The 24794-nt window shown below is 37.6% G+C and carries 18 protein-coding genes and 1 pseudogene; 6 read left to right on the forward strand and 13 right to left on the reverse strand.

What is annotated here, in order from left to right; translation table 11 throughout:
• Window position 1: 1 nt before the first annotated feature.
• From IEV17_RS13510 to IEV17_RS13545, 8 genes and pseudogenes are all read right to left on the reverse strand, one after another.
• Window positions 2–289 carry a hypothetical protein gene (locus tag IEV17_RS13510; protein WP_004663637.1) on the reverse strand — a complete coding sequence of 96 codons (288 nt, stop codon included), beginning with the start codon at window positions 287–289 and terminating at the stop codon, window positions 2–4.
• A 3-nt stretch (window positions 290–292) separates the two neighbouring features.
• Complete coding sequence (locus IEV17_RS13515) at window positions 293–2221, reverse strand: DEAD/DEAH box helicase (protein WP_004663639.1); 1929 nt, start codon at window positions 2219–2221, stop codon at window positions 293–295.
• 3 nt (window positions 2222–2224) lie between these two features.
• On the reverse strand, window positions 2225–4924 hold the full coding sequence (locus IEV17_RS13520) for a class I SAM-dependent DNA methyltransferase (RefSeq protein WP_004663642.1): 2700 nt from the start codon (window positions 4922–4924) through the stop codon (window positions 2225–2227).
• Window positions 4925–5316: 392 nt separating this feature from the next.
• Window positions 5317–7254: a BRCT domain-containing protein gene (locus IEV17_RS13525; RefSeq protein ID WP_004663644.1), complete on the reverse strand. Its 1938-nt coding sequence runs from the start codon at window positions 7252–7254 to the stop codon at window positions 5317–5319.
• A 74-nt stretch (window positions 7255–7328) separates the two neighbouring features.
• Window positions 7329–8348: pseudogene (ligA, locus tag IEV17_RS13530) on the reverse strand (NAD-dependent DNA ligase LigA); the annotation flags it as partial.
• A 71-nt stretch (window positions 8349–8419) separates the two neighbouring features.
• Complete coding sequence (locus tag IEV17_RS13535; RefSeq protein WP_004663647.1) at window positions 8420–9409, reverse strand: cell division protein ZipA C-terminal FtsZ-binding domain-containing protein; 990 nt, start codon at window positions 9407–9409, stop codon at window positions 8420–8422.
• Between the two features lies 1 nt (window position 9410).
• Window positions 9411–12860: a chromosome segregation protein SMC gene (gene smc / locus IEV17_RS13540; protein ID WP_004663649.1), complete on the reverse strand. Its 3450-nt coding sequence runs from the start codon at window positions 12858–12860 to the stop codon at window positions 9411–9413.
• Window positions 12861–12870: 10 nt separating this feature from the next.
• Complete coding sequence (locus IEV17_RS13545; protein ID WP_004663651.1) at window positions 12871–13566, reverse strand: GntR family transcriptional regulator; 696 nt, start codon at window positions 13564–13566, stop codon at window positions 12871–12873.
• Between the two features lie 346 nt (window positions 13567–13912).
• On the opposite strand from IEV17_RS13545, the gene IEV17_RS13550 reads away from it, so the two are divergent.
• On the forward strand, window positions 13913–14878 hold the full coding sequence (locus tag IEV17_RS13550) for a hypothetical protein (RefSeq protein ID WP_004663654.1): 966 nt from the start codon (window positions 13913–13915) through the stop codon (window positions 14876–14878).
• 14 nt (window positions 14879–14892) lie between these two features.
• Window positions 14893–15435, forward strand: coding sequence for a GTP-binding protein (locus tag IEV17_RS13555; protein ID WP_004663656.1), 543 nt, complete (start codon window positions 14893–14895; stop codon window positions 15433–15435).
• On the opposite strand, the gene IEV17_RS13560 is transcribed toward IEV17_RS13555, so the two are convergent.
• Complete coding sequence (locus tag IEV17_RS13560) at window positions 15432–16232, reverse strand: sulfite exporter TauE/SafE family protein (RefSeq protein WP_004663659.1); 801 nt, start codon at window positions 16230–16232, stop codon at window positions 15432–15434. The genes IEV17_RS13555 and IEV17_RS13560 overlap by 4 nt on opposite strands.
• A 29-nt stretch (window positions 16233–16261) precedes the next feature.
• Between IEV17_RS13560 and IEV17_RS13565 the strand changes: the two genes are divergently transcribed.
• Both IEV17_RS13565 and IEV17_RS13570 read left to right on the forward strand, forming a co-directional pair.
• Window positions 16262–17014 (forward strand): biotin--[acetyl-CoA-carboxylase] ligase, encoded by a 753-nt coding sequence (locus tag IEV17_RS13565; protein WP_004663660.1) that lies wholly within the window; start codon window positions 16262–16264, stop codon window positions 17012–17014.
• A gap of 14 nt (window positions 17015–17028) precedes the next feature.
• Window positions 17029–17772 (forward strand): pantothenate kinase, encoded by a 744-nt coding sequence (locus tag IEV17_RS13570; protein WP_004663662.1) that lies wholly within the window; start codon window positions 17029–17031, stop codon window positions 17770–17772.
• On the opposite strand, the gene IEV17_RS13575 is transcribed toward IEV17_RS13570, so the two are convergent.
• Both IEV17_RS13575 and ffh read right to left on the reverse strand, forming a co-directional pair.
• On the reverse strand, window positions 17742–18329 hold the full coding sequence (locus tag IEV17_RS13575; RefSeq protein ID WP_004663663.1) for an RBBP9/YdeN family alpha/beta hydrolase: 588 nt from the start codon (window positions 18327–18329) through the stop codon (window positions 17742–17744). The two genes, IEV17_RS13570 and IEV17_RS13575, sit on opposite strands and share 31 nt — an antisense overlap.
• Before the next feature lie 157 nt (window positions 18330–18486).
• Entirely contained in the window at window positions 18487–19893 is a 1407-nt protein-coding gene (ffh, locus tag IEV17_RS13580; protein WP_004663664.1) for a signal recognition particle protein, read from the reverse strand.
• 147 nt (window positions 19894–20040) lie between these two features.
• Here ffh and IEV17_RS13585 point away from each other — a divergent pair, with 147 nt between their 5' ends.
• Together IEV17_RS13585 and IEV17_RS13590 are read left to right on the forward strand one after the other, a co-directional pair.
• On the forward strand, window positions 20041–20850 hold the full coding sequence (locus tag IEV17_RS13585) for a cytochrome C assembly family protein (protein ID WP_004663665.1): 810 nt from the start codon (window positions 20041–20043) through the stop codon (window positions 20848–20850).
• 80 nt (window positions 20851–20930) lie between these two features.
• Complete coding sequence (locus IEV17_RS13590; RefSeq protein ID WP_004663666.1) at window positions 20931–21857, forward strand: tRNA-dihydrouridine synthase; 927 nt, start codon at window positions 20931–20933, stop codon at window positions 21855–21857.
• A 149-nt stretch (window positions 21858–22006) separates the two neighbouring features.
• Here IEV17_RS13590 and IEV17_RS13595 read toward each other — a convergent pair whose 3' ends face one another.
• Together IEV17_RS13595 and IEV17_RS13600 are read right to left on the reverse strand one after the other, a co-directional pair.
• Window positions 22007–23065 (reverse strand): DUF6160 family protein, encoded by a 1059-nt coding sequence (locus IEV17_RS13595; protein WP_004663669.1) that lies wholly within the window; start codon window positions 23063–23065, stop codon window positions 22007–22009.
• A gap of 132 nt (window positions 23066–23197) precedes the next feature.
• Window positions 23198–24634, reverse strand: a complete 1437-nt coding sequence (locus IEV17_RS13600; RefSeq protein WP_004663671.1) for a hypothetical protein — start codon at window positions 24632–24634, stop codon at window positions 23198–23200.
• Between the last annotated feature and the right edge of the window lie 160 nt (window positions 24635–24794).

Consider the following 24794-nt stretch of genomic DNA (forward strand, 5'->3'; position numbering starts at 1 on the left):
TTTAATCCTGATGTTGTGGCAGCAAATTATGTTCATCATAATCTGCTAAAGCCATGTATTGCTCTGGATTGGTTTGAATTGCTTCTAAACGGCTCGCAAGCATAAACTCAGAAATGTTTTTCATATCCTTAGCAGGTACACGCCCATGCTGTGTCACAAAATTATTAATTTCATTAAATTTAGAGACCAATTGTTCATCAGCCGTTAGACCAGACGTCTTTTTCTTAACGTTTAAAAGACCTAAGTCATCATCAGCAATCATATCTTGAAGCCAGCTTAAATCTTCCATGTTTTACACTCCAGCTCGTCTACGTTGCTCACGAATATAGATTAGGCATTCGGCTAATCGTTTTTCAATTAAGTTATTTGATTCTAGACTAGGCTCACGACCAAACTGAACTTTGAAGGCTTTTAACTTAGGCCATAGCTCAATGGCTTCTTCTTGAGTCATACTAATCTTAGTTGCTTCGATTGCCTCCTTAATCAATTTGAGCACATTGACTGTGACTTCTTTTGATAGGATTTCAAATGCTTTTTGGAATGGATTAACAGATTGAATTAAATCAATATTCAGGTCTTCAATATTGATAAATTTATCTGCCATTCGAATAAACTTTTTATCACCGACTTCTTTGACTTCTGCTGTGCTAATCACTGAGTCCACGACTAAATATTGACTCACTTCTTCAAGTTCAGCTTTTGTTAAGTCAGGATATTTTGTTTGGATAATCTTAGGGATAAGAACTTTATTCACTACTTCAGGCTCAACCTTACCTGCTGAACCTGCAATTACATTAGCATCTTGAAGAATCGCTGCTTTTAGATCCACAAGATCATTTTCAATAATTGCCTTTGTTTTTGCTGTGCTTGGTTCTTTAAACCCTTTGATTGTGAGTGTACCCGGTGGAACAATATCTTCATCATCACGTTTAGTTTTAAACTTGAAGTTTGGTGCGAGTATTTGTTCCATTAATAAAGATGCAGTAATAGCTTTCAGCATATTATTTACTGCAAATTTTACCTCTGTATCTTGTGCATCTGGTTGAGCAATAAGATTGGTAAATTGCGCATGTGATTTGTTCGAACTATCTCGTGTACAACGTCCCACAATCTGCACAATTTCAGTCAAAGATCCACGGTAACCAATTGTTAAAGCATGCTCACAGAATTGCCAGTCAAAGCCTTCTTTTGCCATACCAATTGCGATAATAAGATCAAGATCATCTACAGTTTTAATATTACGCAGATATTCAACAACTTTATCACGACCATCTTCTTCAACTAGATCTGCAACTTTTAAAAGTTTTCCATCTGACCGTTTTATCGTAATAATTCCAGTTTGATCATCTTTAATAATGAACTCACCAATAATTTCAAGGATGGCGTCAACTTCATCATATTTATCTTTACTTGATTCACCTGAATTAGGATGGGGAATATGAATGATCGTCTTTTTGTCAGTATCAAGAACTTTTTTTAGAGCAATAATCCCTTCGTCATCTTCTTTAAAGTAACGTCCTTTATAAAAGTGGTAGCCAATACCTAATGACTTTAAATAGGTATAGCCATTGAGTTGTTCGTAATAGTTAAAAGAAACTTTATCAAATTTTGCTTCATCTTCAGGCGTAAGTACAGGAACACTATCGCCACGGAAGTATGAACCCGTCATCGCAACAATATGAGCGGTGGTATTGTCCATTAAAGCTTTAAGAACATTACCTAGAATATTATCAGCATCTGCTGAAACATGATGGAATTCATCAATTGCCACTAATGTATTATCAAATACATGATCTTCTAACTCTTCAAAAGCAAATCTTAGTGTTGCATGTGTACATACTAAAATTTGATCTGTACCTTCCATAAAACGTTTAAAGGCTTTTACTTTGCTTTTATCGCCACCAGCAGTACATAAATTATTTTCAGGTTTGATGTCCCAATCTGCAAAAAAGCCACTTTCACTCAGCTTAGTGCTAGCAAATGAACCGCCAATTGAGCGTTCAGGTACAGCTACAATAACTTTGCTCAACCCTTGGTTGTGTATCTTGTCTAAACCTAAAAACATTAATGCACGAGACTTACCTGATGCAGGAGGAGCTTTTAAGAGTAAATACTGGCTATTACGAGATTGAAAGGCACGAGCTTGCATCGCTCTCATGCCCATATTATTTATTGAGGTGCTTTCCCCAGTTTGTTGATATGTAATATCTACAAGATTCATAAATTATTCACCCTCTAATAAATTAGTTTCGTAAAGTTCAATTAAAAAATCTAATCTGCTCTTATCACTATCAAATCCTTTCTTGTTATACAAACGTTCTACATAATCATCATTTTTTTTATGAGCGTCTTTTAAATCCTTAGGCATTAAATCTGGATCGTAAAGCTTAGCTAAAGTCTTATTTGGATAATTTTCTCTAACACTTAATATTTCAAATGCTAATTCAGTTAGGTCATTTTTTTGAATATCTGAAAGCTTTGGGAACGGGAAAGTATTGTAGACTAATGAAGAAGAATATCTGTAATCTGATTTTAATCGCCCTGCAACAGTTCTAATCCATAATGTATGCATAAATGATGAAATTAAAGAGAATAGCCAAGGTTCGGCGTCATATACTGCTGAGGCTGCATCTGAAATGATTGTATCTGAAGCTAAGTAACCTATTGGTAAATAGTTTCTTCTTTGCGAAGTAGTTCTAGGCACAATAATCGAACTAGTTTCATTGTATGATTGAAAATAAAATCTATGTGGGGTTAAGCCAGCAGCCCTAGTACTAGATTCTGTGCTATTTAATCTATGTTCTGCGACCTTCTCTAATCGATGATTTACTTCAAAATACTTCTTAGCTTCATCTAAATCTGTATCTTTTATATAAAAGCAATATCGTTCAATTCCATTAAGGAATTCTCTTGCACCAATATATTTTTTAATAAACTTCTTGAGGTCTGGAAATCTTAGAATTAGATCAGAATATTCTTCAGAGGATAAAGTTAAAAAACCAGAGTCATTTATTAAATTTCCATATACCATTTGAGGATAGCCGTCAGATATAGGGTTACTTCTTCTCAATATATTAATATTTTTATTTTCAGTTAAGTAAGGTGAAATATATGTCACTCTCTTTACTACTTTTTCTTCGAATATAATTTTTTCGGAGGACGATTTAGATTTGATTCCTATAATTACCACGATAACAGCAGCTGGATCTTTAGCACTATTCTTCCATTGGAATGAGGTGTGTGCAAAACTAATTTCTAGAATATTTTTTAGAATTTTTGGCCATAATAAAGCAACTTGTTCACCCTGAGTAATAGAATTGGTAGATACGAATGCACAAGCAGTCGATGGAAATTTTTCTATAAATTGAGAAGCCTTTAAGAACCAGCCTGAAACATAATCTAAACTTTTATATTTAGTCTTAAAAATATTTTTGAGATCTTCTTTTTGGTCACTTGTTTGATTTCGTGAACCTTTATAAGGAGGGTTTCCTAAAATATAAATATAATCTTGTATTCTTGCCTCACATATTTCTACCCAATCTGATCTTAAAGCATTATATGAATATATATTTCCTGAATTTTTTAAAGGTAAAGAAGGGAGTATTTCTCCAAATTCATCTTTAAATGTAAGATTCATTTGATGTTCTGTTAGCCATAAAGACAGAATTGCAACTTCATGAGCAAAATCATCAATTTCTATCCCATAAAATTGAGAAACCTGAATCACTGAAAATGGTTTTGAAAATTGACCTGTTTTTTCAAGTTCTAGTTCTTGAACACGTTTCAAAAGCTCCATTTCAAACTTACGAAGCTCTTTATACGCAATAATAAGGAAGTTACCTGAACCACAAGCAGGGTCAAAAATTTTAAGTTGACCTAAACGTTGCTGTAATTTTAATAGTTTATTAACACTGTCTTGGTTTTTCTCTAATTCTTCATACAAGTCATTTAAGAATAATGGTTCAATCACCTTCATAATGTTTGGAACAGAGGTGTAATGCTGTCCCATGGTGCTACGTTGTTCAGTATGAACAACCGCTTGGAACATAGAACCAAAAATATCTGGGTTGATATCGGACCAATCCAGTTCTGCACCACACTCAATCAAAATTCTACGTGATTTACGAGTAAATTTTGGAACTTGAATATCATCTTTAAATAAACCGCCATTTACATACGGAAAATCTGCTAAGTAGTCAGGTAAATCTGCTTCACGATCTTCAGATGATTGGTTTAATACTTTAAACAAACGTCCTATTAAAGCCGATAAGTCTGATCCATCTTCATTACTCTTGGATATTGCCGAAGTAAACTGTTTGTCCTTAAAAATCTCTGTATCTTCAGCAAAGTAACAAAATAGCAGTCGAGATAAGAAAATATTAAGGTGATGTAAGTTCTCTTTATTGTTTAAGTCGTCTTCATTGAAATTATCGGCTTTAATTTCGTCAAATAGCTTTGCTAGTTTTTCAGCAGCCTTAACATCCGCAGGGTTTTCACCTTGATATACAGCTTTCTCCATCCCAGCCCATGGTAAGAAGAAATCAAATTTTTTAGCTAAATCACCAAAAGGAACATCCAATGTATCTTGTGTTTTAGTATCTACTGCCAATAGAGTTTTGAAGTCAGTTACGATCAAGAAGCGAATCTTATTGCTTTCCGTTCGCTTTTCATTCTTCATTTGATCAATCAAACCATGCAAATCATGCTGTTTTGCAATTTTAAAATAAACCTTCAGCTTCCAAAATAAAGTATTCTCTTTATCCTCTGCTAAATTAGTATCCCCTGAGCGCAGTTTATTTATTGAATACTTACGCAAACCATAAGCCAACAACAATTCATAGATAAATTCTTTTTGATGTAGCTCGCCTTTAGAAATTCTATGGATGAGCTGTTTAATATTTTCTTCGATTTGGACGATATTCATTTGTATAGATGACCGTATTAAAGCTAATAATTAGTTTATAGAAACAATAAGTTAAATTGAATGAAACTTCTTGTATATGCGACACAAATTGACGTGGAGTCAATCGAAAGTCATAGGGTGCTTAATGTGGAATTCTGAATCATTCCAATGATTCTGAATGAATTCCTTTTCATTAAAATCATTTATTAATCTTGATCTAAGCATATCAAATCCCTGCCAATAGAATTCATCTAATGAGCGATTAGGCAATTCATCGTCAAGTGAATGAGATTTATGCTCGAATGGTATTAAATAAATTATCTGTATTAGCTCAAACCTGATCTGACGCTGGCACCAGAAAAACTGGGTAGCTGTCAGCTTAGGCCTGAGCTAGTACAACTAAATATTTAAAGTTACCCAATTAAGTTAAGGTATTCCTGTTCAGTTAATACCTTAACGCCTTTATCACGAGCTGCATTAATCTTAGTTTCACCGACCTTGTCGCCAGTTACCAGATAGGTAGTTTTACTAGTCACCGATTTAGCCACTTTAGCTCCAAGTGCTTTTGCATTCTTTTCCATATCGTCACGGGAACCTTGTTGCATCGAGCCAGTAAATACAACGATTGCTCCAGCTATAGGCGAATCTGAACTTTCTCTATCAGATTCCTTGGGTGTAACACTTAAGTTGAAACCGAGGTTATATACTTTGAAAAACTCTTCTCTAACGTTTGCTAAACCTTCGACAATAGCTTCAGCACTTAGTTGTGCAAATCCATCTATTTTAACCATATCCTCGACTGATATTTCGAAAACCTGAACTAGGGCATGATGCCGAAGTAATTTCTCACAGTTTCCGCCAGCTAATCGGGTAACTCCAAATGCAGCAAGAAACCTCCAATCTTCTATTTCAATCTGTCTACTTGCTTGGAGTTGATCGATAAGATTTTGTGACGTTTTATCTCCAAATCCAAACTCTACAAATTGATGCTTAGCAATCTGATAGATTTCGTGAATGTGCTTAATACCTTGATTAGTTATTTTTTCAATCACCTTTGGCCCAAAGCCATCTACATTACCCAATGTTTTAAAAAAATGAATCAGTGTATTCTCGGTTTGGGCAGGACAGTCTGATTTATTCGGGCATATTAAATGATCACCTTCCCAAATAAGGTGAGCACCACAACTAGGACAATTTTCAGGTAATTCTGGCTCTGCTCGTTTGATAACCTCTTCAATTTTTGGAATAACTAAGCCACTTCTGACTAGCTTAACGATTGCGCCAGGACCAACTCCATTTGTCTTCACCATATGATAGTGGTGAACAGTTACCCTGCTTAGAGTAGCCCCACTAAGTTTTGTCGGAACCAATTCAGCTACTGGTGAAACTCGACCAGTCCTTGAAGTCTGAGGAACAACTTTCAATACTTCAACTTCAGCCGATTCTTCATTCACTTTAAAAGCAATTTGCCATCTATGAAACTTTCTCGTAGAGCCCATATGCTCTTTGATCGGTGCATTTGTAGTTTCTAAGACTAATCCATCAATATCAAAATCAACTGAGTTCCACATACTTTCAAGAATACTCTCAAAGTTTGACAATAACTCTTCAATACTTCCCGTCCAGTTATCTAATAGTGAAAAAGGGTAGAAGACACAGGCACCTTTATCAATTGCCTTTTGGACATCTTCATCAACTTTCTTTTCAGCAATAATTGCTGCTTGGATATTGCGTGAGTTTTCAAACTTTTCTATCAACACCCTATTAAAGTAACTTTTCTTGATTACGATTTCGCCCGGGCCTAAACCTCTTCCTGCATTTTTTGCTACTTTAAGTCCTCGTTCAAATGCACGAGTAATATCTTGACCTCTTGTCCCATCACCTCGGGTGTAGAGAGTTGTACCATCATCATAAGCAGCATAACCATCAAGTTTTGGTGTAACCTTAATCTCAATCAAATTTTGATCAAATTCAATTTCTGAAGCGGCTTTAGCAATCCTTTCCGTCCATTTTTTAATTTCTTCAAAAGAATATGCTTTATCGGTAGAAAGCATTTTCTTTGGAAGTGGAACAGTCTTACTATCGATTAAAACTTCAGGCTCTACACTTAATAAGAATGGATTGTCTGGATCAAGAGTTTTGAAGTAGTTAAGATATTCATCATACTGCTTATCTTCAATAATCGGATAACCGGATCTGTAAAGAGCATTAGCAACTTTAAGCAATATTTCCAACTCTTCCCAACTGTGATTATTTGAAAAAAAGAGCTTCTCTACATCGTCTATACTTAAATTAAGCCCGAGCTTTTCAATAATGGCGATTTGGTTGTCGTTAAATTTATAGTTAGACATTACTGCTACCCTTATACTGCCATTTGAAAATCTAATTGAGTTCTACTTGAAACACTTGAGTTCATGGTGACACCTAGTGTTCCAGTACGTCCCACTTGCCAGTCAATATTTTCGACTTTAGTGAGCGCCGCCTGTGCTGGGAATTTATAAGCTGTTGCCCAACGCGGTTCACGACTTAAAAAGCCCAATTGTTGTTGCTGTTTAAGGCTGTCCACCTTAATCACCATACCATCAATTTCAACTTTAAGATCTGGACGTTCTTGTTGGATTTGTTCATAGCGTTGCTGCACCTCCTCAATCGAGGCACAGAGAAATTGACGTTCTGCGATTTCAAAACCGAATTTAGTTAACCAGTGCAGACTGTCATGCATGGTCTCAAGACCATGATTTGGCTGACACTGAGCAATACCATAAGCATAGAACGCCAAAGGACGTGAGGCTGCAATGTTTGGATCAAGCTGTCTTAAACTACCTGCTGCGGCATTACGTGGATTAGCAAAAGTCTTTTCCCCTTTCGCTTCCTGATCCGTATTGAGCTTTTCAAAGCCTTGCTTCGGCATCAACACTTCGCCACGCACTTCCAAGAAATCTGGAATCGCTTGATGCTGACTCGCTAAAACTTTTGGCAAGTTGCGAATGGTTTTGACATTTTGGGTAATGTCTTCGCCAGTCTCACCATCACCGCGTGTTACACCACGAACTAATACACCATTTTCATACCACAGTGAAATCGCTAAGCCATCGAGTTTAAGTTCAACGTCATACTGGACTTTTTGATTGGGTAAACGTTCATCAATACGACGTGCAAAGGCAAACAGATCTTCCTGATTAAAAACATTACCTAAAGACAGCATCGGCACTGCATGAGTCACGCTTTCAAATTTTGACAACGCTTGACCACCGACTTTATTGGTCGGTGTATCTGCCTGAATACATTCTGGATGTTGTTGTTCTAAGGCTTTCAGCTGATGAAATAAATGGTCATATTCACTATCAGAAATGGAAGGTTGATCCATCACATAATAAGCATGATTATGTTTTGCAATCAGTTGAATTAACTGACGCATTTGCTCAATAACTGAGTTGTGTTCCATTTAAATTTCACCATATAAAAGGGCGGAAAAACCGCCCTATAATTTTTACTAAATTTATTATAAAAGATTCATTAGACGGTTGCTTGATTTGGGCGATAATCAATCACATGATGACGCCAATGCTCTTTCAACTGCGGCGTAAACTCTAAATTATTTTCATCATAGACTTTGCCATCAACTTCACGTGCAATTAAGCCTGCAATACTGGTCATCATGTCATAGCCTGTAACAGCTTTACTATTTGGTAAGGCAAGGAAGAAAGCTAATCCCTGTACTTGTTCTCCCGACAAACTTTCCAAATCAAAACCAGCAGGTCCATTATCTGTGACACGTAATACAGAGAACATCAATGGGCTTGGCTCATCGGTATTTTCATAACGATGGAAGCAAGACATCTCTCCAAAACGCAGACCGTATTTCAACAATACTTTGAGAGCTTTATCACCAGACAAAGCACGGCGTGGGTTTGGATAAACATTCAAAGCAATAATTTGCTCTGCTGTTGCCAAAGCACTTTCATCATCATAGCGTTGCTGTTCATGCAAATGCACATCTAAAATATTACTTTCTCCATCGAATTCTTCAATCGCAACAGTTTCAATATTGGGATTTAAGCTGAGCTCTGTTTCAGCTTTCTCATCCTCAGCTTTTTCTGGCGTTTCTAAAAGCGCTTCAACTTCGTCTTGAGACTGCGATTCAAGAATTGTCTCTTGTTTATTTGCACTCGGAGTGAACTCAACGACTGGCTCAGGTTCAATCACAACATCAGTTTCACTCGCTTTTACAATATTTTCTGCAGCAACTGTTTCAACTGGCGCTTTTGCTTCAATCGGTGCTGTGTTAAAACTTGGTTCAACGCGTTCAACTGTAACGGCGACATTGCTTTGTAGAAGTTGATCTCGCACATGACGTGGAATCACAGGTTGCTGACTTTCAGGATTAATATGTAAATCTGCTTCTAATGATGGCTCTACTGGTTTTGGTTTTCTTAAAATCATGATTAAACCAACGAGCATAATCGCAACGGCGGCAACAATGCCTATTATTGTATTCATTTCCATACTAAGACTCCGCAACTAACCCGTATTCTTTTGCCTGTTCTAAATCGACAGTCACTAATTTTGATGTGCCTGGCTCTGGCATGGTGACTCCAAGTAAATCAGTTGCCATGGTCATCGCCAATTTATTATGTGTAATGTAAATGAATTGCACTTGTTCAGAAAGCTCTTTTACCAAATTACAATACCGTTGTACGTTGGCATCATCAAGTGGTGCATCAACTTCATCCAATACGCAGAACGGTGCAGGGTTCAATCTAAAGATGGCAAATACCAAAGCCAAAGCCGTTAGCGTCTTTTCACCGCCTGAAAGCAAGGCCAAGGAGCTGTTACGCTTGCCGGGTGGACGCGCCATCAGTTTCACCCCAGACTGCCAATCATCTTCAAGACTTAAAGTCGCTTCACCACCACCAAATACCTTTGGAAACAACAGTTGTAACTCTTGATTGACCTGATCAAAGGTGGTCATAAATAACTTACGTGTTTCCTGATCAATACTTTTCATCGCGTCTTTGAGTTGATCAACCGTATTTTGTAGATCCTGCATCTGGTGACTCAGTTCATCAAAACGTTGCGACACTTCTTCGTATTCTTGTGAAGCCGCCAAATTCACTGCACCGATTTTCTCAAATTGCTGCTGGGCTTTTTCCAGTTTCTGCTGATGATCTTTAATTTCAATCGACACATCAGATAAAGCTTCCGCATTTAATTCTTTCAGCTGTTCCAGATAATGTTCACGATCTGATTTTGCTGCCTGCCATGCTAAACGCTTTTGTTCCAACTGCTCACGCACCTGCTCGTCTTTCTGTTGAGCTTGATGGCGTTGTTCTGTGAGTTGCTGCTGCTTCTCTTGTACTTGATTCAGTTCCAACTGCCATTCATTCCAGGTTTTTTGCAGTTTTTCTGTTTGCTGGAATTGCTGTTGGAATTGTGACTCCAAGTTCGGCAGCTCAAGCTGAATCGGATCAACAAACTTCTTGGCCTGTTCGATTTGTTCAATGATTTGACGATATTGTGTTTTTAGGAACGAGATATCTTTTTCCAATAACTCAATTTGCTGATTGGCTTGCGAGGTCTGGCGACGCAAAGCTTCACGTTGCTGTTGTTGTTGAATCAACTGCTGTTGTTGCTCATCCAACTGCTCATTCAAGTTTTCCACCTGAAACTGTAGCGTCTTATAGTTCGGCAACACCGCTTCTAATTTCAATGCCAGTGCATGCAGATCAATCTCCAGATCATCACGCTGCATGGCATCTTCTTCAAGCTGTAGATCAAGCTGTTTTAGTTGATCTGCCAATTGCTGTTGCTGCAACACAAATGCCTGTGCCGTACTTTGTAGTTTAGCAATTTGTACATCCAGCTGTTGCTGCTCTTTTTGCTTTTGCTTCAGGTTTTGCTGTTGCTGCTGCAAGTGCTGTTGCTGCTGTTGCAACATTTCCTGCTGTTGAGAAAACTGATGTTCCAGATCAAGCAGTTGCGGTTGCTTCTGTACCAGTTGCTGTTCAATTTCCTCTAAACGGACTTGATGACTGAGCATCCCCTGCGCAGTTTGACTGTCTTCATCATAGTGCAGTGCAATCACCCAATCTGAGCCGACATGATAACCATCCAGCGTTAAAATGGATTGTGCTTGCTCGAGATCCACTTGAGATCGCAAAGCTGTGGTTAAATCTTCTGCAACGGCGACATTGGCCCATAAAGAAGATTGTGGTGCCTCGATCCATTCACTCAAACAGGTCAGCTCTGCAACTTGAATAGGCTGCTGTGGTGATGATTTTAACTGTCGTGAGATGCCCTCTTGGAAGGCTTGCCCATTCTCAATCAACCGCGCTTGTAACCATTTGGCTAAGAACTTCTCAATAATGCTTGCATGCGCTTTAGCTTGAGCGCTTAAACGTAGGCTTTGCATCAATCGAACTGCATGTTGATCCTGCTTCGGGCTTTGCTTGGCGACGAGCTGATTTAAGTTCTTTTGTTCAGCCAATAAAACCTGAATCTCAGTTTTGAGGCTCTGTACATCAGCCTTGTGCAACTGTTGTTGATCTTGCTTAGTCTGAACATCCTGCTGTAATTGCTCAATGGCAGTTTCTAACGCAATAATTTCCTGCTGCAGTTGCTGCTGCAATTGTTCTAACTGCGCCTGTTCATCATCCTGAACCTGAGCACGGATCTGAGTGGTTTGTGTTTGTAAGGTCTGCTTTTGCTGTTCAATACGCAGCACGTTTTTACCGAGCTGTTCAATTTGCGCAGCCATCTGCAACTTTTTTTGCTGTTGCTGATCGACTTGAGTTTTCAGTTGTTCAAATTGCTGCTGTGCTTGCTTATGTTGAGCTTGAACATCAGTAAAATTGTGCTCAGACGTTTGTGTCTGCTGCTCTAAGGTAAGTAAGCTTTCATTTTGCTCATCAAATTGAGTTGTTAAAGTTTCGACCTGTAACTCTGATAATTGTAAACGCTCTTTGGTTTGTAATTTTTGCTGTTCAAGTTGAACCAAACTACTGCTGTTTTGCTGGAATAAACTCTGTTTTTGTTCTAAGGTCATTTTTAATTCAGACAGCTTTTTCTCGGCCTGTTGCCATTCATGCTGCAAAGGCGAAGACTGCTGAATTAAACGCTGGAATAAAGCACTGGTGGCTTCAAGATCGTGCTCAATGGTCTGTGACTCAGAACGAACCAGTTTGAAGTTTTCGCCCAGTGCCGTCATTTCAACGGTATATTCTTGCTGTAATTTCTGACTTTGATTGGCTTGGAACGAAAGGATTTCAATTTTTAAAGTTCGAATCTGCCCTTCTAAGGTCTTGTATTGAATTGCAGCTTCAGACTGGCGCTTCAAGCTGCGGAGTTGAGATTTTAGTTCAGCCGCAATATCGTCTAAACGTGCCAGATTTTGTTCAGTATGTTCTAAATGCTGTAAGGTTTCACGACGACGCGCCTGATAACGTGACACTCCTGCCGCTTCTTCAATAAACACACGCATTTCTTCAGGCTTGGCATCGACCAGACGATTAATCATACCCTGTTCGATCACCGCATAAGAACGCGGCCCTAGGCCTGTCCCCAAGAAAATATCGGTGATATCACGACGACGACAACGCGTGCCATTTAAGAAATATTCAGACTTACCTTCACGCGTGACTTGGCGACGGACTGCCAGTTCGCTATAGGCATTATAAGACCCACCTAATTTACCGTAGGTATTATCAAAACGAAGTTCGACACTGGCAACACCAACAGGCTTCCGTTTAGCCGTCCCAGTAAAAATGACATCCTGCATACTACCGCCGCGCAACTGACGTGCATTGGATTCACCCATCACCCAACGAATAGCATCGATGACATTTGATTTACCGCAACCGTTCGGTCCAACCACCGCAGTACGGTTTGCTTTGAAATGTAATGTAGTACTATCGGCAAAAGATTTAAAGCCTGAAAGTTTTAAACTGCTTAAACGCATACTGCCCTAACTAGCGGCGTGAGCGTCTAGCCCAAGCCAATTCAATCTGTTTCATACGTGTCAGAGATTCCAACACAAGGTTACGTAAGTGTCGACAAAAATCTTCCATAAATAAAGCAGCTTGTTGTGATTTTCGGATCAAAATAGCATCAATCACTAACTTAAACAGGGTAAAAGATTCCTGTAATTCACGACGTGAAGTATTTAAGGTTAAAAAGTAGCTACGACGTAACGAAGGCAACAGTTCTTTATAAAATTGCATTAAATAGGGATTGGCCACCATATCATGCTGATCTGCTAAATATTTAAAAATCGAATCGTAGAATTTTTCAATGTCCCCGGCACGTACAAATTCAACCAGTTGATCTAATAAGGTCTGTAGCTGTTCAGCCTCGTTAACTCTCCAAGTCTCACTAATTCGTTGCACAATATGCCCAAGTACCATGACATTGGTATCAAACAAAGCTTTAACTTGTTGAGCTGACATTTCAGAAACAATTGCACCACGTCGTGGGAAAATTTCAATTAAATAAGTACGTTCTAGCAGTAGCAAAGCTTCACGAACAGAACCTCGACTCACATCTAATTCTTTCGCAATACGTAGCTCTTGAATACGCTCTCCCTCAACCAGCTCACCACTAATAATTTGTTCACTAATATATTTTGCAATCTGTTCAGAAAGACTATCAGCCTCTTCGAGATTCATGATCCCCTCGCTATCGTTGTTATACGCATATTCCAATGCTATTTGCGCTTTTTTGTTTTAACTGATCTCACTGCATAAATTCTATATCATTGTCTAACAATTTTATTGCTTTTTAAGTCAATCGAAAGATAAAAACAATATTTTGAGGAAATATTTGATTAAAAATTTAAATTCCTTATCTTTAAGATCAATGAGTTAAGCTTACGAAATCGTGTTAACCGAATATCTGAAAATTAGTTTATTTACCAAAAATTTATTGATATAAATCACATAAAATAATATTTTTACCAATATAAGCACATTTTTATTAATTTTACTGAATTGCTCAGTAATTATGAGTAGCATTATGAGTGTTCATCAAGCTGTTAATATCGCAATTTTTGGGCTCAGTCTCAGAACATTGAATGAATTAAAAGAACATGTACAAACTGCTATTCCTAGTCATATCCAAGTCAATTGGAGCAATATTGCTGAACCGCAGCTCGATATTTTGATGATCAATCATGTCTTTTTTGATTCACCGAATATCAAAAGCTTAATCAAAAATAACCATATTAATGTTCTACAAATTGCCAATGATGCAGATAAAAATAGTTCAATCGAAGATGACATTCTATATCTACCATTGAATCATCTTCACTCCCTACATCAATGGCTAAATGAACGCTTATCTAAAAATGCTGCGATAGAGAAAATATCCCCACCTCAAGCAACTAATACTACAATTCATCGGAAACAAATCAGGGAAGTTCTACAAGAAATCCTAAATCCTAAAAATGGGAAAATTCAGTTATTTGATAACAATGGTTTAGTTGCAATTGCAGACCCTCGTAACGAATGGGTTTGGCAAAATCCGATGCTACAAACATTACATACAGATCCAAGCTTGAATTACACCTACGCCACACAAAATGACCAACTTTGGATCACAGAGACATCACAACAAGATTTAAAACAATGGTTATGGAATTTACTTTGGGCATCAAAAGATTTTAATGAACTTTGCCCTCCATCTGCATCAAGTTTTTATTTAGAAATTTGGCCACAACCGATAAATAAAATTCAGCGCCAAGATATTTTACGTATGGCTGCTTGTTTTGCTAAAGGGGCTGAAATTTCAGTTGTAGCCAGCCAATTAAAATTACCTGAACAGCGCGTCAAGCAATTTGTCGCAGCAAGTTTAGGTGCAAATTACGGCAAAATTATCAAAGATCATCAAGCCAATTATCATCCGCAAAATAGTCAAAATATGACTGAACAAAATTTTATGAAAAAACTGTTTGGTCGATTACGTAACCGTTTAGGCTTCTAACCTAGGATAATTCTATGATTTTACAACAATATAAAATTGTCTTTGGTGGAACCATGGGGTCAGGTAAATCCACGGCGATAAATGCCCTCTCGGAAATTGATGTGCTCAGCACCGAGGCTTTAAATACTGATATTGAATCGCATGAAAAAATGCTCACCACTGTCGGTATCGATTATGGTGAGATTACTTTAGATGATGGCGTCAAAGTCGGGTTATACGGGACGCCTGGACAAGAACGTTTTGAGTTTATTTGGGCTGTAATTTGCAAAGGTGCAATTGGTACGATTGTCATGATTGACCATGCTGCTGAAAATCCACTACTCGATCTAGCTCAATATGTAGAAGCGTTCAAACCATTTGGTAATAATATTGTGATTGCGATTACTCATATTGACCGGAAACCAGAAAGAACGCTTTCGATGTACCGAGATTGGCTTGCAACACAAGGCGTTAATTACCCTCTGTTTTTCGTCGATGCACGTCAACAAGATGATGTTTTGCTATTGGTCGAAACCTTAATCGCAACAATTGAAGTACATTACGGGCTGATAACTTAAATTAAACCTTTATAAATAAAGTAGCAGCCAACAACAACTAATAAGCCTGCAAAACACTTTTTTAACATCGCAGCTGATAAGCGATGTGCTACTTTTGCTCCCAGTTTAGCTGTAATAAAGCTCATCGCGCTAATACCAAGAAAAGCATAAATATGAACATAACCAATCGTATTTGGCACATTAATTTGCTCTTTTGCACCAAACCACATAAATCCGATTGCACCAGCAATCGCAATCGGCAATCCACACGCCGCTGAAGTAGCCACTGCTTTCTGCATCACCACACCATGACGGTTCAAATAAGGGACTGTTAGGCTACCACCACCGATCCCAAATATCGCAGACGCCACTCCAATTCCACCACCAGCAATAAACTGTAATGGTGCAGATGGTAAGTGGCGATTTGGATCAATAACAGCATGCGCTCCGCTAAACATTTTGTACGACATCCACACTGCAAATACACCAATAATTAACTGTAAATGCTGCCCAGAGAGTAAATCAGCCACACCTGCACCTAAAAAAGACCCTAAAACTAAACCTGGTGCTAAATTACGAAATACATTCCATAAGACAGCACCTTTTTTATGGTGAGCGGTCACAGAACTAATTGATGTTACAATAATTGTAGCTAGAGATGTCCCCACTGCTATATGCATGATCACATTCGGATCATAATGCATTTGAGTAAATACAATATATAAAATTGGTACAATAATTAATCCACCGCCAACGCCAAACAAACCTGCAGTAAATCCAGCAATTGCGCCAATCAGCAAATATATGATTAACTCCATAAACACATGACCACTCTACTTATAAAACAATGGAAGATTTAGCAACTCGCCAGCTTCAGCAATTACTTAATGCAAAAAATCAATTTCCTGAAATAGTCTTGCTCAAAACGACGACAACATCGACAAATGATGATATGCGTGAAATTGCACAAAAAGGCATTAGCTCAGGATTAGTTTGCAGTGCACAGCAAACACAAGGTCGAGGTCAGCACCAACGGCAATGGTCTTCTCCTGAAGGTAATATTTATTTAAGCACACTGATTCAAACCAAAACAGCTTTAGATGGTCGTCTTGCACTGGAAGTTGCTTTAAATATCCTACAAATGCCAAGCTTACAAGGTCTAAGTTTACAAATTAAATGGCCAAATGATTTATATAGCGCTCAAGGAAAATGGGGAGGTATTCTGGTTGAACCACTTTCCCCTCATCAAGCGATTGTTGGCGTAGGCATTAACTTAAACACGCCCCCTGTAGAAAATGCGGATCAGCCAATTACCTCTCTGGCGATGCTCGGTTTAGCTCATACTGATCGTTTAACGCTGATTGCTGAGCTCTATACTGCGATTCAACAGGCTTCTCAATGGTTTGAACATGGCAGTTATAATTTAGCTGAACGCTTTAATCATCATGCAATATGGCTCAATCAACAAGTTGAGTTTGAACATGCGCAAGGTAAGCTTCAAGGGCGTTTTCAAGGCATCTCCAATGATGGTGCTGTACTAATTAAAACCGATCATGTTCAACCCTTTTATCAAGGCCGTTTACGCCTCGCACCAATTTAAGGAATGATCATTTTATGAAAAGTCTATGGTTGGATATTGGTAATACCCGTTTAAAATATTGGATTACCGAAAATGATCAAGTGCTTGAGCATGCTGCAGAATTACACTTACAGTCACCTGCCGATTTACTGTTAGGTTTAATTCAACATTTTAGGCATCAAAATTTAAGTCAGGTTGGAATTTCATCTGTTTTAGATACAGAAAATAATCAACGTATTCAAATGATCCTCGATATTTTGGAAATTCCAATTATCTTCGCTCAGGTACATGCTAATTATGCAGGGCTTCGTTGTGGTTATGATGTCCCAAGTCAACTCGGGATTGATCGTTGGTTACAGGTCTTAGCAATTTCAAAACCTGATCAAAACTTTTGTGTGATTGGCTGTGGTACAGCGCTGACCATCGATTTAGTAGAAGGGTTACAACATTTAGGCGGTTATATTCTGCCAAATTTATATTTACAACGAGATTCACTCATTCAAAATACCAAAGGTATTAAAATTCCTGACTCTGCATTCGATAATTTGAAACCAGGACACAACACCGTTGATGCTGTGCATCATGGTATCTTGCTAGGTCTAATTAGTACCATTGATCAAATTATGCAACAGTCACCTAAACATCTGATTTTAACAGGTGGAGATGCGGAGATATTTGCCAAATTTCTACAACATCATCAACCTTTAATTGAATCTGATCTCTTACTTAAAGGACTAAAAAATTACGTTCAACTTAAGTCAGCATTAACTAATGTTTGAAGTATCTGGAACAACTGAGGAAACATCGTATATCCATCTTCAGTACGAAAATGCCCTGCCTGAACAGCTTCAATCAGTTGGGCATTCAGTAAATTTGAAAATTTAAAAGTCAAAGGCACTGGAACAATAGGATCGTTCGTAGAAAAGAAAACGAGGCGTCTTTTAACATTGGCTCGAATTACGCCACTGGTAAAATTAGAATGCTTGATGAATTCATCATATTCAGGAAATTTGGGTATAGGCTCATTAAAAGCAGCAATAAATAGGCATGCTTTCAACTGAGTTTGTTGCAGACGCTTTGCTAGAAAGTGAGCCACGGCAATACAAGACAATCCATGGGCAACAACAATACTCTGTTCATTTAAATCTTGTAGTTGTGTTTCTAAACAAGTTTGCCAAATTTCAGCTTCTGGGTGATTCGAATCCGCAAGGAATATCCGTTCAGCGGCAATTCCTTCAGATTTTAATTGTTGTTCTAACCATAAATACCAATGCTGCTCTGGATTTGCATTTTCACAATGTAGTATAAATACCTTACCGTTCGAATTATGTGACATATATAACACTTTATAAATATAAAACAAATACTTAAAATTATTTTGTCCCTTATTTGTTTATTTTCATATTGATTTTCTGTATTAAATTGATACTTAGATGCACAAGTAAGATTTAACAAAAAAGGCGCAATTTGCGCCTTTTTTAAGTAGCTTTAGGTTATTTCTTTGGTTCATTACTACCAAATAAAGGTCCCATGTTACCGCCACCAAATTGTTTTTGCATATTACCTAATGACTTCAACATTTTGCTCATTCCTGACGGATTCGCAAATTTCTTCATCATTTTCGCCATTTGGGCTTGTTGCTTAATTAATTTATTCACTTCAGCAACGTCCATACCACAACCCGCAGCAATACGTTTTTTACGGCTTGGATTCATCAAATCTGGGTTACGGCGTTCTTTAATGGTCATCGATTGAATAATCGCTTCCATTTTTTTCACTTGCTTTTCAGGATTTGCTTGTGCAATCGCATCTTGAATACCAGAGTTACTCATGCCAGGCAACTTATCCAAGAAGCCCATCATACCGCCCATCTTGCTCATTTGCTCAAATTGCATCAGCATATCTTCAAAGTTGAAGGTTCCGCCTTTCTGCAATTTCTTCGCCATTTTTTCGGCTTTTTCTTTGTCGATTTTGCGTTCAACTTCTTCGACTAAAGAAAGTACGTCACCCATACCTAAGATACGTTGTGCAACACGATCTGGATGGAATGGCTCAAGTGCATCTAGTTTTTCACCGATACCCAAGAACTTGATAGGTTTGCCTGTAATCGCACGAACAGAAAGTGCAGCACCACCACGTGCATCACCATCAGTTTTAGTGAGAATAACACCAGTCAAAGCCAAAGCATCGTTAAACGCTTTTGCTGTATTAGCAGCATCCTGACCTGTCATCGCATCGACAACAAACAGAGTCTCTGTTGGCTTAACTGCAGCGTGTAATTCTTTAATCTCATCCATCATGTCTTCATCGACATGCAGACGTCCTGCAGTATCAACAATTAAAACATCAGCAAACTGGATTTTAGCTTGTTCAATCGCACGATTAACAATATCAATTGGCTTTTCAGATGCTTCTGATGGAATGAAACCCACACCAACTTCATTGGATACTGTTTCTAACTGCTTGATTGCGGCTGGACGATAGACGTCAGCAGAAACAGTCATTACTTTTTTCTTTTGGCGCTCTTTCAGAAAACGCGCTAATTTTGCGGCAGTTGTTGTTTTACCCGCACCTTGCAAACCTGCAAGTAAAACCACGACAGGTGGCTTTGCGCTTAAATCTAGAGTCTCATTTGCCTCACCCATCATTTTGGTGAGTTCATCATAGACAATTTTTACAAATGCCTGACCTGGAGAAAGCTGAGTCATGACTTCTTGACCGAGAGCTTCTTCCTTAACCTTCGCGATAAATTCACGAGTTACAGGTAATGCCACATCGGCTTCAAGAAGTGCCATACGTACTTCACGTAAGGTATCTTTAATATTGTCTTCGGTCAGCTGCCCTGAGCCAGTAACATTTCTTAAACTCTGTGTGAGTCGTTCTGTTAAGGTATCAAACATTGCGAAATCCGCTTAAAATGGCTAGTTGCAAAAAAATCTTTCTTAAAATAGAAAATTTATGCGTAAGATGCTATAGGATACTGTAGTTCGAAGCGAATTTACATCTTATATAGTGAATATTATTCAACCCCCTGAAAAAGGTTTGACATGATCAGTCTCCCCTTGGTTTACACAATTTTGGCACTTGTAGCCTATACCAGTTCTTTTTGGTATTTGTTTATACGTTTGATGTCAAAACGTACTCCAAATCTTTGGTGTTATTCGATTATGATTGGTCTAGGGCTACTACTGCATAGTACTGTGCTCTATCAAGATATGATGACACCAATTGGCGTGAATTATGATGTATTTAACCTGATGTCATTCACTTCGGGGCTGATGCTAGCACTCAGTTTAATTTTAAGTTTAATTCGACCAATCTTGCCATTAAATTTAATTGGCACTCCTGTTGCCGCAATTGGTTTAATTTTAGGATATACTTTTAGTCAACCGAACCAAGTGATTGAACAACATAGCTTAGGTTTAGATCTTCATATCATCCTCTCTTTATCAGCTTATGCTGTTTTACTGATGGCAACTATTCATTCAGTATTGCTTTGGTTTCAAGATAGAGAACTTAAGAAGAAACAAAAAAGACGAATTTGGGTTAACTTACTTCCACCATTCCAAGTGATGGAATCGGTACTCTTTGATTTAATTATTACAGGTTTTGGCTTACTCACTGCTGCACTTCTCTTTGGCTTTTTTACAATTGATAACTTCTTTGCTCAGCATCTTGCTCATAAAACCGCTTTTAGTATTATTTCATGGTTTTTATATGGTGCGCTTTTAATTGGGCATTACAAATTTGGCTGGCGCGGACGCAAAGCAATTCGCTTTACCATTACAGGTTTTGTCTTACTTGCAATTGGTTTTATCGGCAGTAAGTTCGTTTTAGAAATGATTTTGGGACGTTAATATCTAGCTTCATAATAAACTAGACAGCCTATCTGAAAATGCGTATAACGCTGTATTCTTTTAATTAGGTAATAATAATCGTGAAACTTGTGCTCGCTCCAATGGAAGGTCTAACTGATCCGATCATGCGTGATGTACTCACTCATGTTGGCAGTTTTGATTGGTGCGTAACCGAGTTTATTCGTATTACCGATAGTATTCTTCCAGATCATATTTATTATAGTTTTTGTCCTGAACTCAAAAACTCAGGTAAAACTGCGGCTGGTACACCAGTTCATGTTCAATTTCTTGGCAATAATCCAGAAATGTTAGCAGCAAATGCAGCGAAAGTTGTTGAACTCGGTGCTCCAGCAATTGATCTTAACTTTGGTTGTCCCGCTAAAACCGTTAATCGTCATCGTGGCGGTTCTGTTCTATTGGATGAACCTGAAACCGTACACCTCTTAGTTAAAGCAGTTCGTGATGCTGTACCTGCACATATACCCGTTTCAGCTAAAATGCGTCTGGGCTATCTAGATGAAAACCACACTTTAGATAATGCACATGCGATAGAAGATGCTGGCGCAAATTGGCTTACCGTACATGCGCGTACTAAAGCAGATGGCTATACTCCACCTGCCTATTGGGAAAAAATTCAGCCAATCGTCGAAGCTTTAGACATCAATGTGATTGCGAATGGTGAGATTTGGAATAATACTGATGCCAAAGCTTGTATAGCGCAGTCAGATTGCCATGATATTATGATTGGTCGAGGTGCTGTGACTACACCAGATCTAACCTTATGTATTCGAGAGAATAGTGATCAAGCAATCCTTTCTTGGCCAGAGTTAGTGCAACTCCAGCAACGCTTTTTAAGTGGCCAGTACAAAACTGAAATTGGAATGATCGGTCGTTATAAGCAATGGTTAGGTATGATGACCAAAGCCTATCCAGAGGCTCAAGAGCTTTGGGCTAAAGTAAAAAAAGAGAAACAGCTGGAATTAATTATCAGCCATTTAAATACCTGAATTAAAAATTATTAGTTTCATCTTGAATTATATACCAACATTTATGAAAGGTTAGATAGAGAAAATTTCCTTTACTAACCTTGTTTGATTATTTAAATAAAAAAATAAATTAAACAATATCAAAACATAAATGATATTAACTAAAAGAGCTATAAACCACTTATTTTCACTTTTAGATCAGTAATATTCGCACCTTTAATTCCCCAATTCCCCATTGAGCCATTCTGTAGGCCATTAAACGTATTAGAATCTAGACTTCCAGTAGGAATCGTATCTCCTAGCCAAAGATTATTTATAGAAGCATCAAATTTTTCAGATTTACCAATATTACCAAAAACAACACTACCTGTTTCCGTTGGATTTGTCCCCGTTTTCCCTTCAATTCCAGCATAAAACCCACTTAAAGAAAAACCAGCGGTTGTATCCGTTGGGTCAGTATCATTGGCAGTCAACTGTAAATTAAATTTAGCACCTGTATTTCCAGACACTAAATTAATTGAACAACCATCTGGGTTTAAGGTAGTTGGTCCACAAATTGATTTAATCGCACCGCCAAACATCAACATATGACTTTGAGGAGCACTACCCAATTGAAAATTCATTGTTGGCTTATTATTAGGCATGAACTCAATGTCAATATTGCTAGTACGCAATAATTCCTTAATATTCGGCTTTAAAGTCGTACCTGTTGTAAATATAGACTTTCTTACATAGTTTGAAGCATTTATTGTTGAAATAGCATCGATATTTACAGGATCATGCGGTACTAAATAAACTGATAATGGTCGTATACGTATACCATTGACACCACTACCAAATTTAATTGCAATATTCGCAAATGCACCACTATTACCTTTGTCAGTGTCAATAACAGCTTGCAATAACTGTGATGTATTATTCTGAATAGTACCATTAGCATTAAATGTTTGAACGAAATCCACACCCAGAGTAGGAGTCACAGCATTAGGATTTGCTGCCATAACTAATGCCGCTTGAGTTAACGCGGTTTCACCTTTTTTTGCAAAACCATCCGTATCAATAATAGCTATTTGATTAAAGTCTATTTTTGAAAGTTGCACACCAATATTAAGACCATCTTGCCCAGTTGCAATTGACAAACTTTGATCATCAAGTGGCTGCATTGCCATCGTAAATGGCGTAAATAACAATAATAATGTGAAACATCCTAATTTTTTGTTTTTTCCCATTGCCCTGATCCATAGACAAATGCTTAAAATATGTTCACTAGATTAACATAGTTTGAACAAATCACAACATAAAACCGATAGCTGATAAAATAAAGCTGACTTCTGCAATACAAACAAAAGTCAGCTTCCTATTTACTTACCAGTTGGCGGCGTAAGACTGATATATTTTCCTCTAACGATGCCTTCAGCATCCACAGATACATACGCGCGAGTTGTAACAGTATCTTTAACTAAAGTTCCCCATGAATACTGTTTAACAGCCCCACCATTAATATTAACCAACGCATAACTTAATGAAGGATTACAGCCCATTGCTTGCTGATTTTCTGCACTTGTCCAACTTTTACCTATTGAAATATTATTTAATCCCATCTCAGTTGGAGTACAGGTTGAAAATGGTTGAGTATAATTGGTGTATTCTTTTTCCTGCAATTTCCCCCCAACAAAACCAAATTGAGAAGAAATCCCACCGATTGGTACATTACCATTATCATCCATTAAAACATTTTTCCATGTATAAACAGACTGTAAAGCTGAAGCATCATCAGAAGTAGTATATAACATCTGTAAAGTACCATCACCACACTCAAGTATTGTTCGGACTTGATCATAGGTCATGTTTACGGTTAACTTCTGCCAGTTTTGTATATCTGGAATACATGTCGTTTTAGCATCTTTAAATATAAATTGTTTATACTTTAACAAATTATTTTCTAGCCAAAATATTGCACGATCTTCACTATTACTATCCTTTTTTGCCCACTCTCTAATCGTAAAATAATTAGGAACTCCATTATTATCAGTACTTTGTGTTAACACCCCCTCACATCCCATTTCATTTCTAATTGTGCTGTAAGGATCTTTAATTTTAATTTTATTCCACTGGTCATATACAGGTTGGCAGGTTGAAATTTCTGGAGAAGATTTTACATAGTTTTTCTCTACTAATTTATCATTTGCATCAAACTCAATTGATAAATTATCCTGATTAGTATTAATCCAAGTATAATACGATGAGATACGATTATTACTACTACTAGCACTATAATTATATATACCTGAACAACCTAGTTTAGTAGTGACATCTGATAATGTTTGACCTATAAATAAGCGATCTATAACATCTTTGGCAGGTAAACATGTCGTAGTCACATTTGATTTAGTAGGAATAAAAACTTTATTTTTTAATTTTCCATTTAAGTTCTGTACTACAATAGTAGGCTCTAGTAGATTCACTCCCCAAATATGCGTAGTTTGTTTACTATCAGCCGTTTCAACTACAGTAGACTGAAAACTGTTACAACTTAACTTACTGTTGCTTAATGCAAGACTATCATCTATTTGAAGCTGCTTCCATTGCTCGTAACTTACTTGACACGGGGCATTCTGAGTAGGCGTTGGAGTCGGTGTAGGCGTTGGAGTCGGTGTAGGCGTTGGAGTCGGTGTAGGCGTTGGAGTCGGTGTAGGCGTTGGAGTCGGTGTAGGCGTTGATGAGCCACCGCCACCACAACCAGCTAAAACTAACATAGTGGCAAACATCATAATTTGATGTGTTGATTTTCCATTCATTAAATACGTCCTTATATCACCAGTATTTTTGTCAATTCTAATCAATCTATCTCAATTTGACTTTTTTTTTTGTAAATATATGCATCATTTATTTTAGAAATTTTCTAATTAAATTTGTTAAATAATATTTATCAATAACGCTTAACTCTACGAATTTAAT

It is taken from the genome of Acinetobacter modestus (assembly GCF_014636095.1).
GTDB lineage: Bacteria > Pseudomonadota > Gammaproteobacteria > Pseudomonadales > Moraxellaceae > Acinetobacter > Acinetobacter modestus.

Excerpts from the sequence above, each read along its gene's own strand:
- IEV17_RS13555 (WP_004663656.1), top strand. The coding sequence starts at position 14,893 with ATGATTTTACAACAATATAAAATTGTCTTTGGTGGAACCATGGGGTCA.
- IEV17_RS13535 (WP_004663647.1), bottom strand. The coding sequence starts at position 9,409 with ATGGAAATGAATACAATAATAGGCATTGTTGCCGCCGTTGCGATTATG.
- IEV17_RS13525 (WP_004663644.1), bottom strand. The coding sequence starts at position 7,254 with ATGTCTAACTATAAATTTAACGACAACCAAATCGCCATTATTGAAAAG.
- IEV17_RS13520 (WP_004663642.1), bottom strand. The coding sequence starts at position 4,924 with ATGAATATCGTCCAAATCGAAGAAAATATTAAACAGCTCATCCATAGA.
- IEV17_RS13570 (WP_004663662.1), top strand. The coding sequence starts at position 17,029 with ATGAAAAGTCTATGGTTGGATATTGGTAATACCCGTTTAAAATATTGG.
- IEV17_RS13550 (WP_004663654.1), top strand. The coding sequence starts at position 13,913 with ATGAGTGTTCATCAAGCTGTTAATATCGCAATTTTTGGGCTCAGTCTC.
- IEV17_RS13595 (WP_004663669.1), bottom strand. The coding sequence starts at position 23,065 with ATGGGAAAAAACAAAAAATTAGGATGTTTCACATTATTATTGTTATTT.
- ffh (WP_004663664.1), bottom strand. The coding sequence starts at position 19,893 with ATGTTTGATACCTTAACAGAACGACTCACACAGAGTTTAAGAAATGTT.
- IEV17_RS13560 (WP_004663659.1), bottom strand. The coding sequence starts at position 16,232 with ATGGAGTTAATCATATATTTGCTGATTGGCGCAATTGCTGGATTTACT.
- IEV17_RS13600 (WP_004663671.1), bottom strand. The coding sequence starts at position 24,634 with ATGAATGGAAAATCAACACATCAAATTATGATGTTTGCCACTATGTTA.
- IEV17_RS13515 (WP_004663639.1), bottom strand. The coding sequence starts at position 2,221 with ATGAATCTTGTAGATATTACATATCAACAAACTGGGGAAAGCACCTCA.
- IEV17_RS13510 (WP_004663637.1), bottom strand. The coding sequence starts at position 289 with ATGGAAGATTTAAGCTGGCTTCAAGATATGATTGCTGATGATGACTTA.
- smc (WP_004663649.1), bottom strand. The coding sequence starts at position 12,860 with ATGCGTTTAAGCAGTTTAAAACTTTCAGGCTTTAAATCTTTTGCCGAT.
- IEV17_RS13585 (WP_004663665.1), top strand. The coding sequence starts at position 20,041 with ATGATCAGTCTCCCCTTGGTTTACACAATTTTGGCACTTGTAGCCTAT.
- IEV17_RS13575 (WP_004663663.1), bottom strand. The coding sequence starts at position 18,329 with ATGTCACATAATTCGAACGGTAAGGTATTTATACTACATTGTGAAAAT.
- IEV17_RS13565 (WP_004663660.1), top strand. The coding sequence starts at position 16,262 with ATGGAAGATTTAGCAACTCGCCAGCTTCAGCAATTACTTAATGCAAAA.
- IEV17_RS13545 (WP_004663651.1), bottom strand. The coding sequence starts at position 13,566 with ATGAATCTCGAAGAGGCTGATAGTCTTTCTGAACAGATTGCAAAATAT.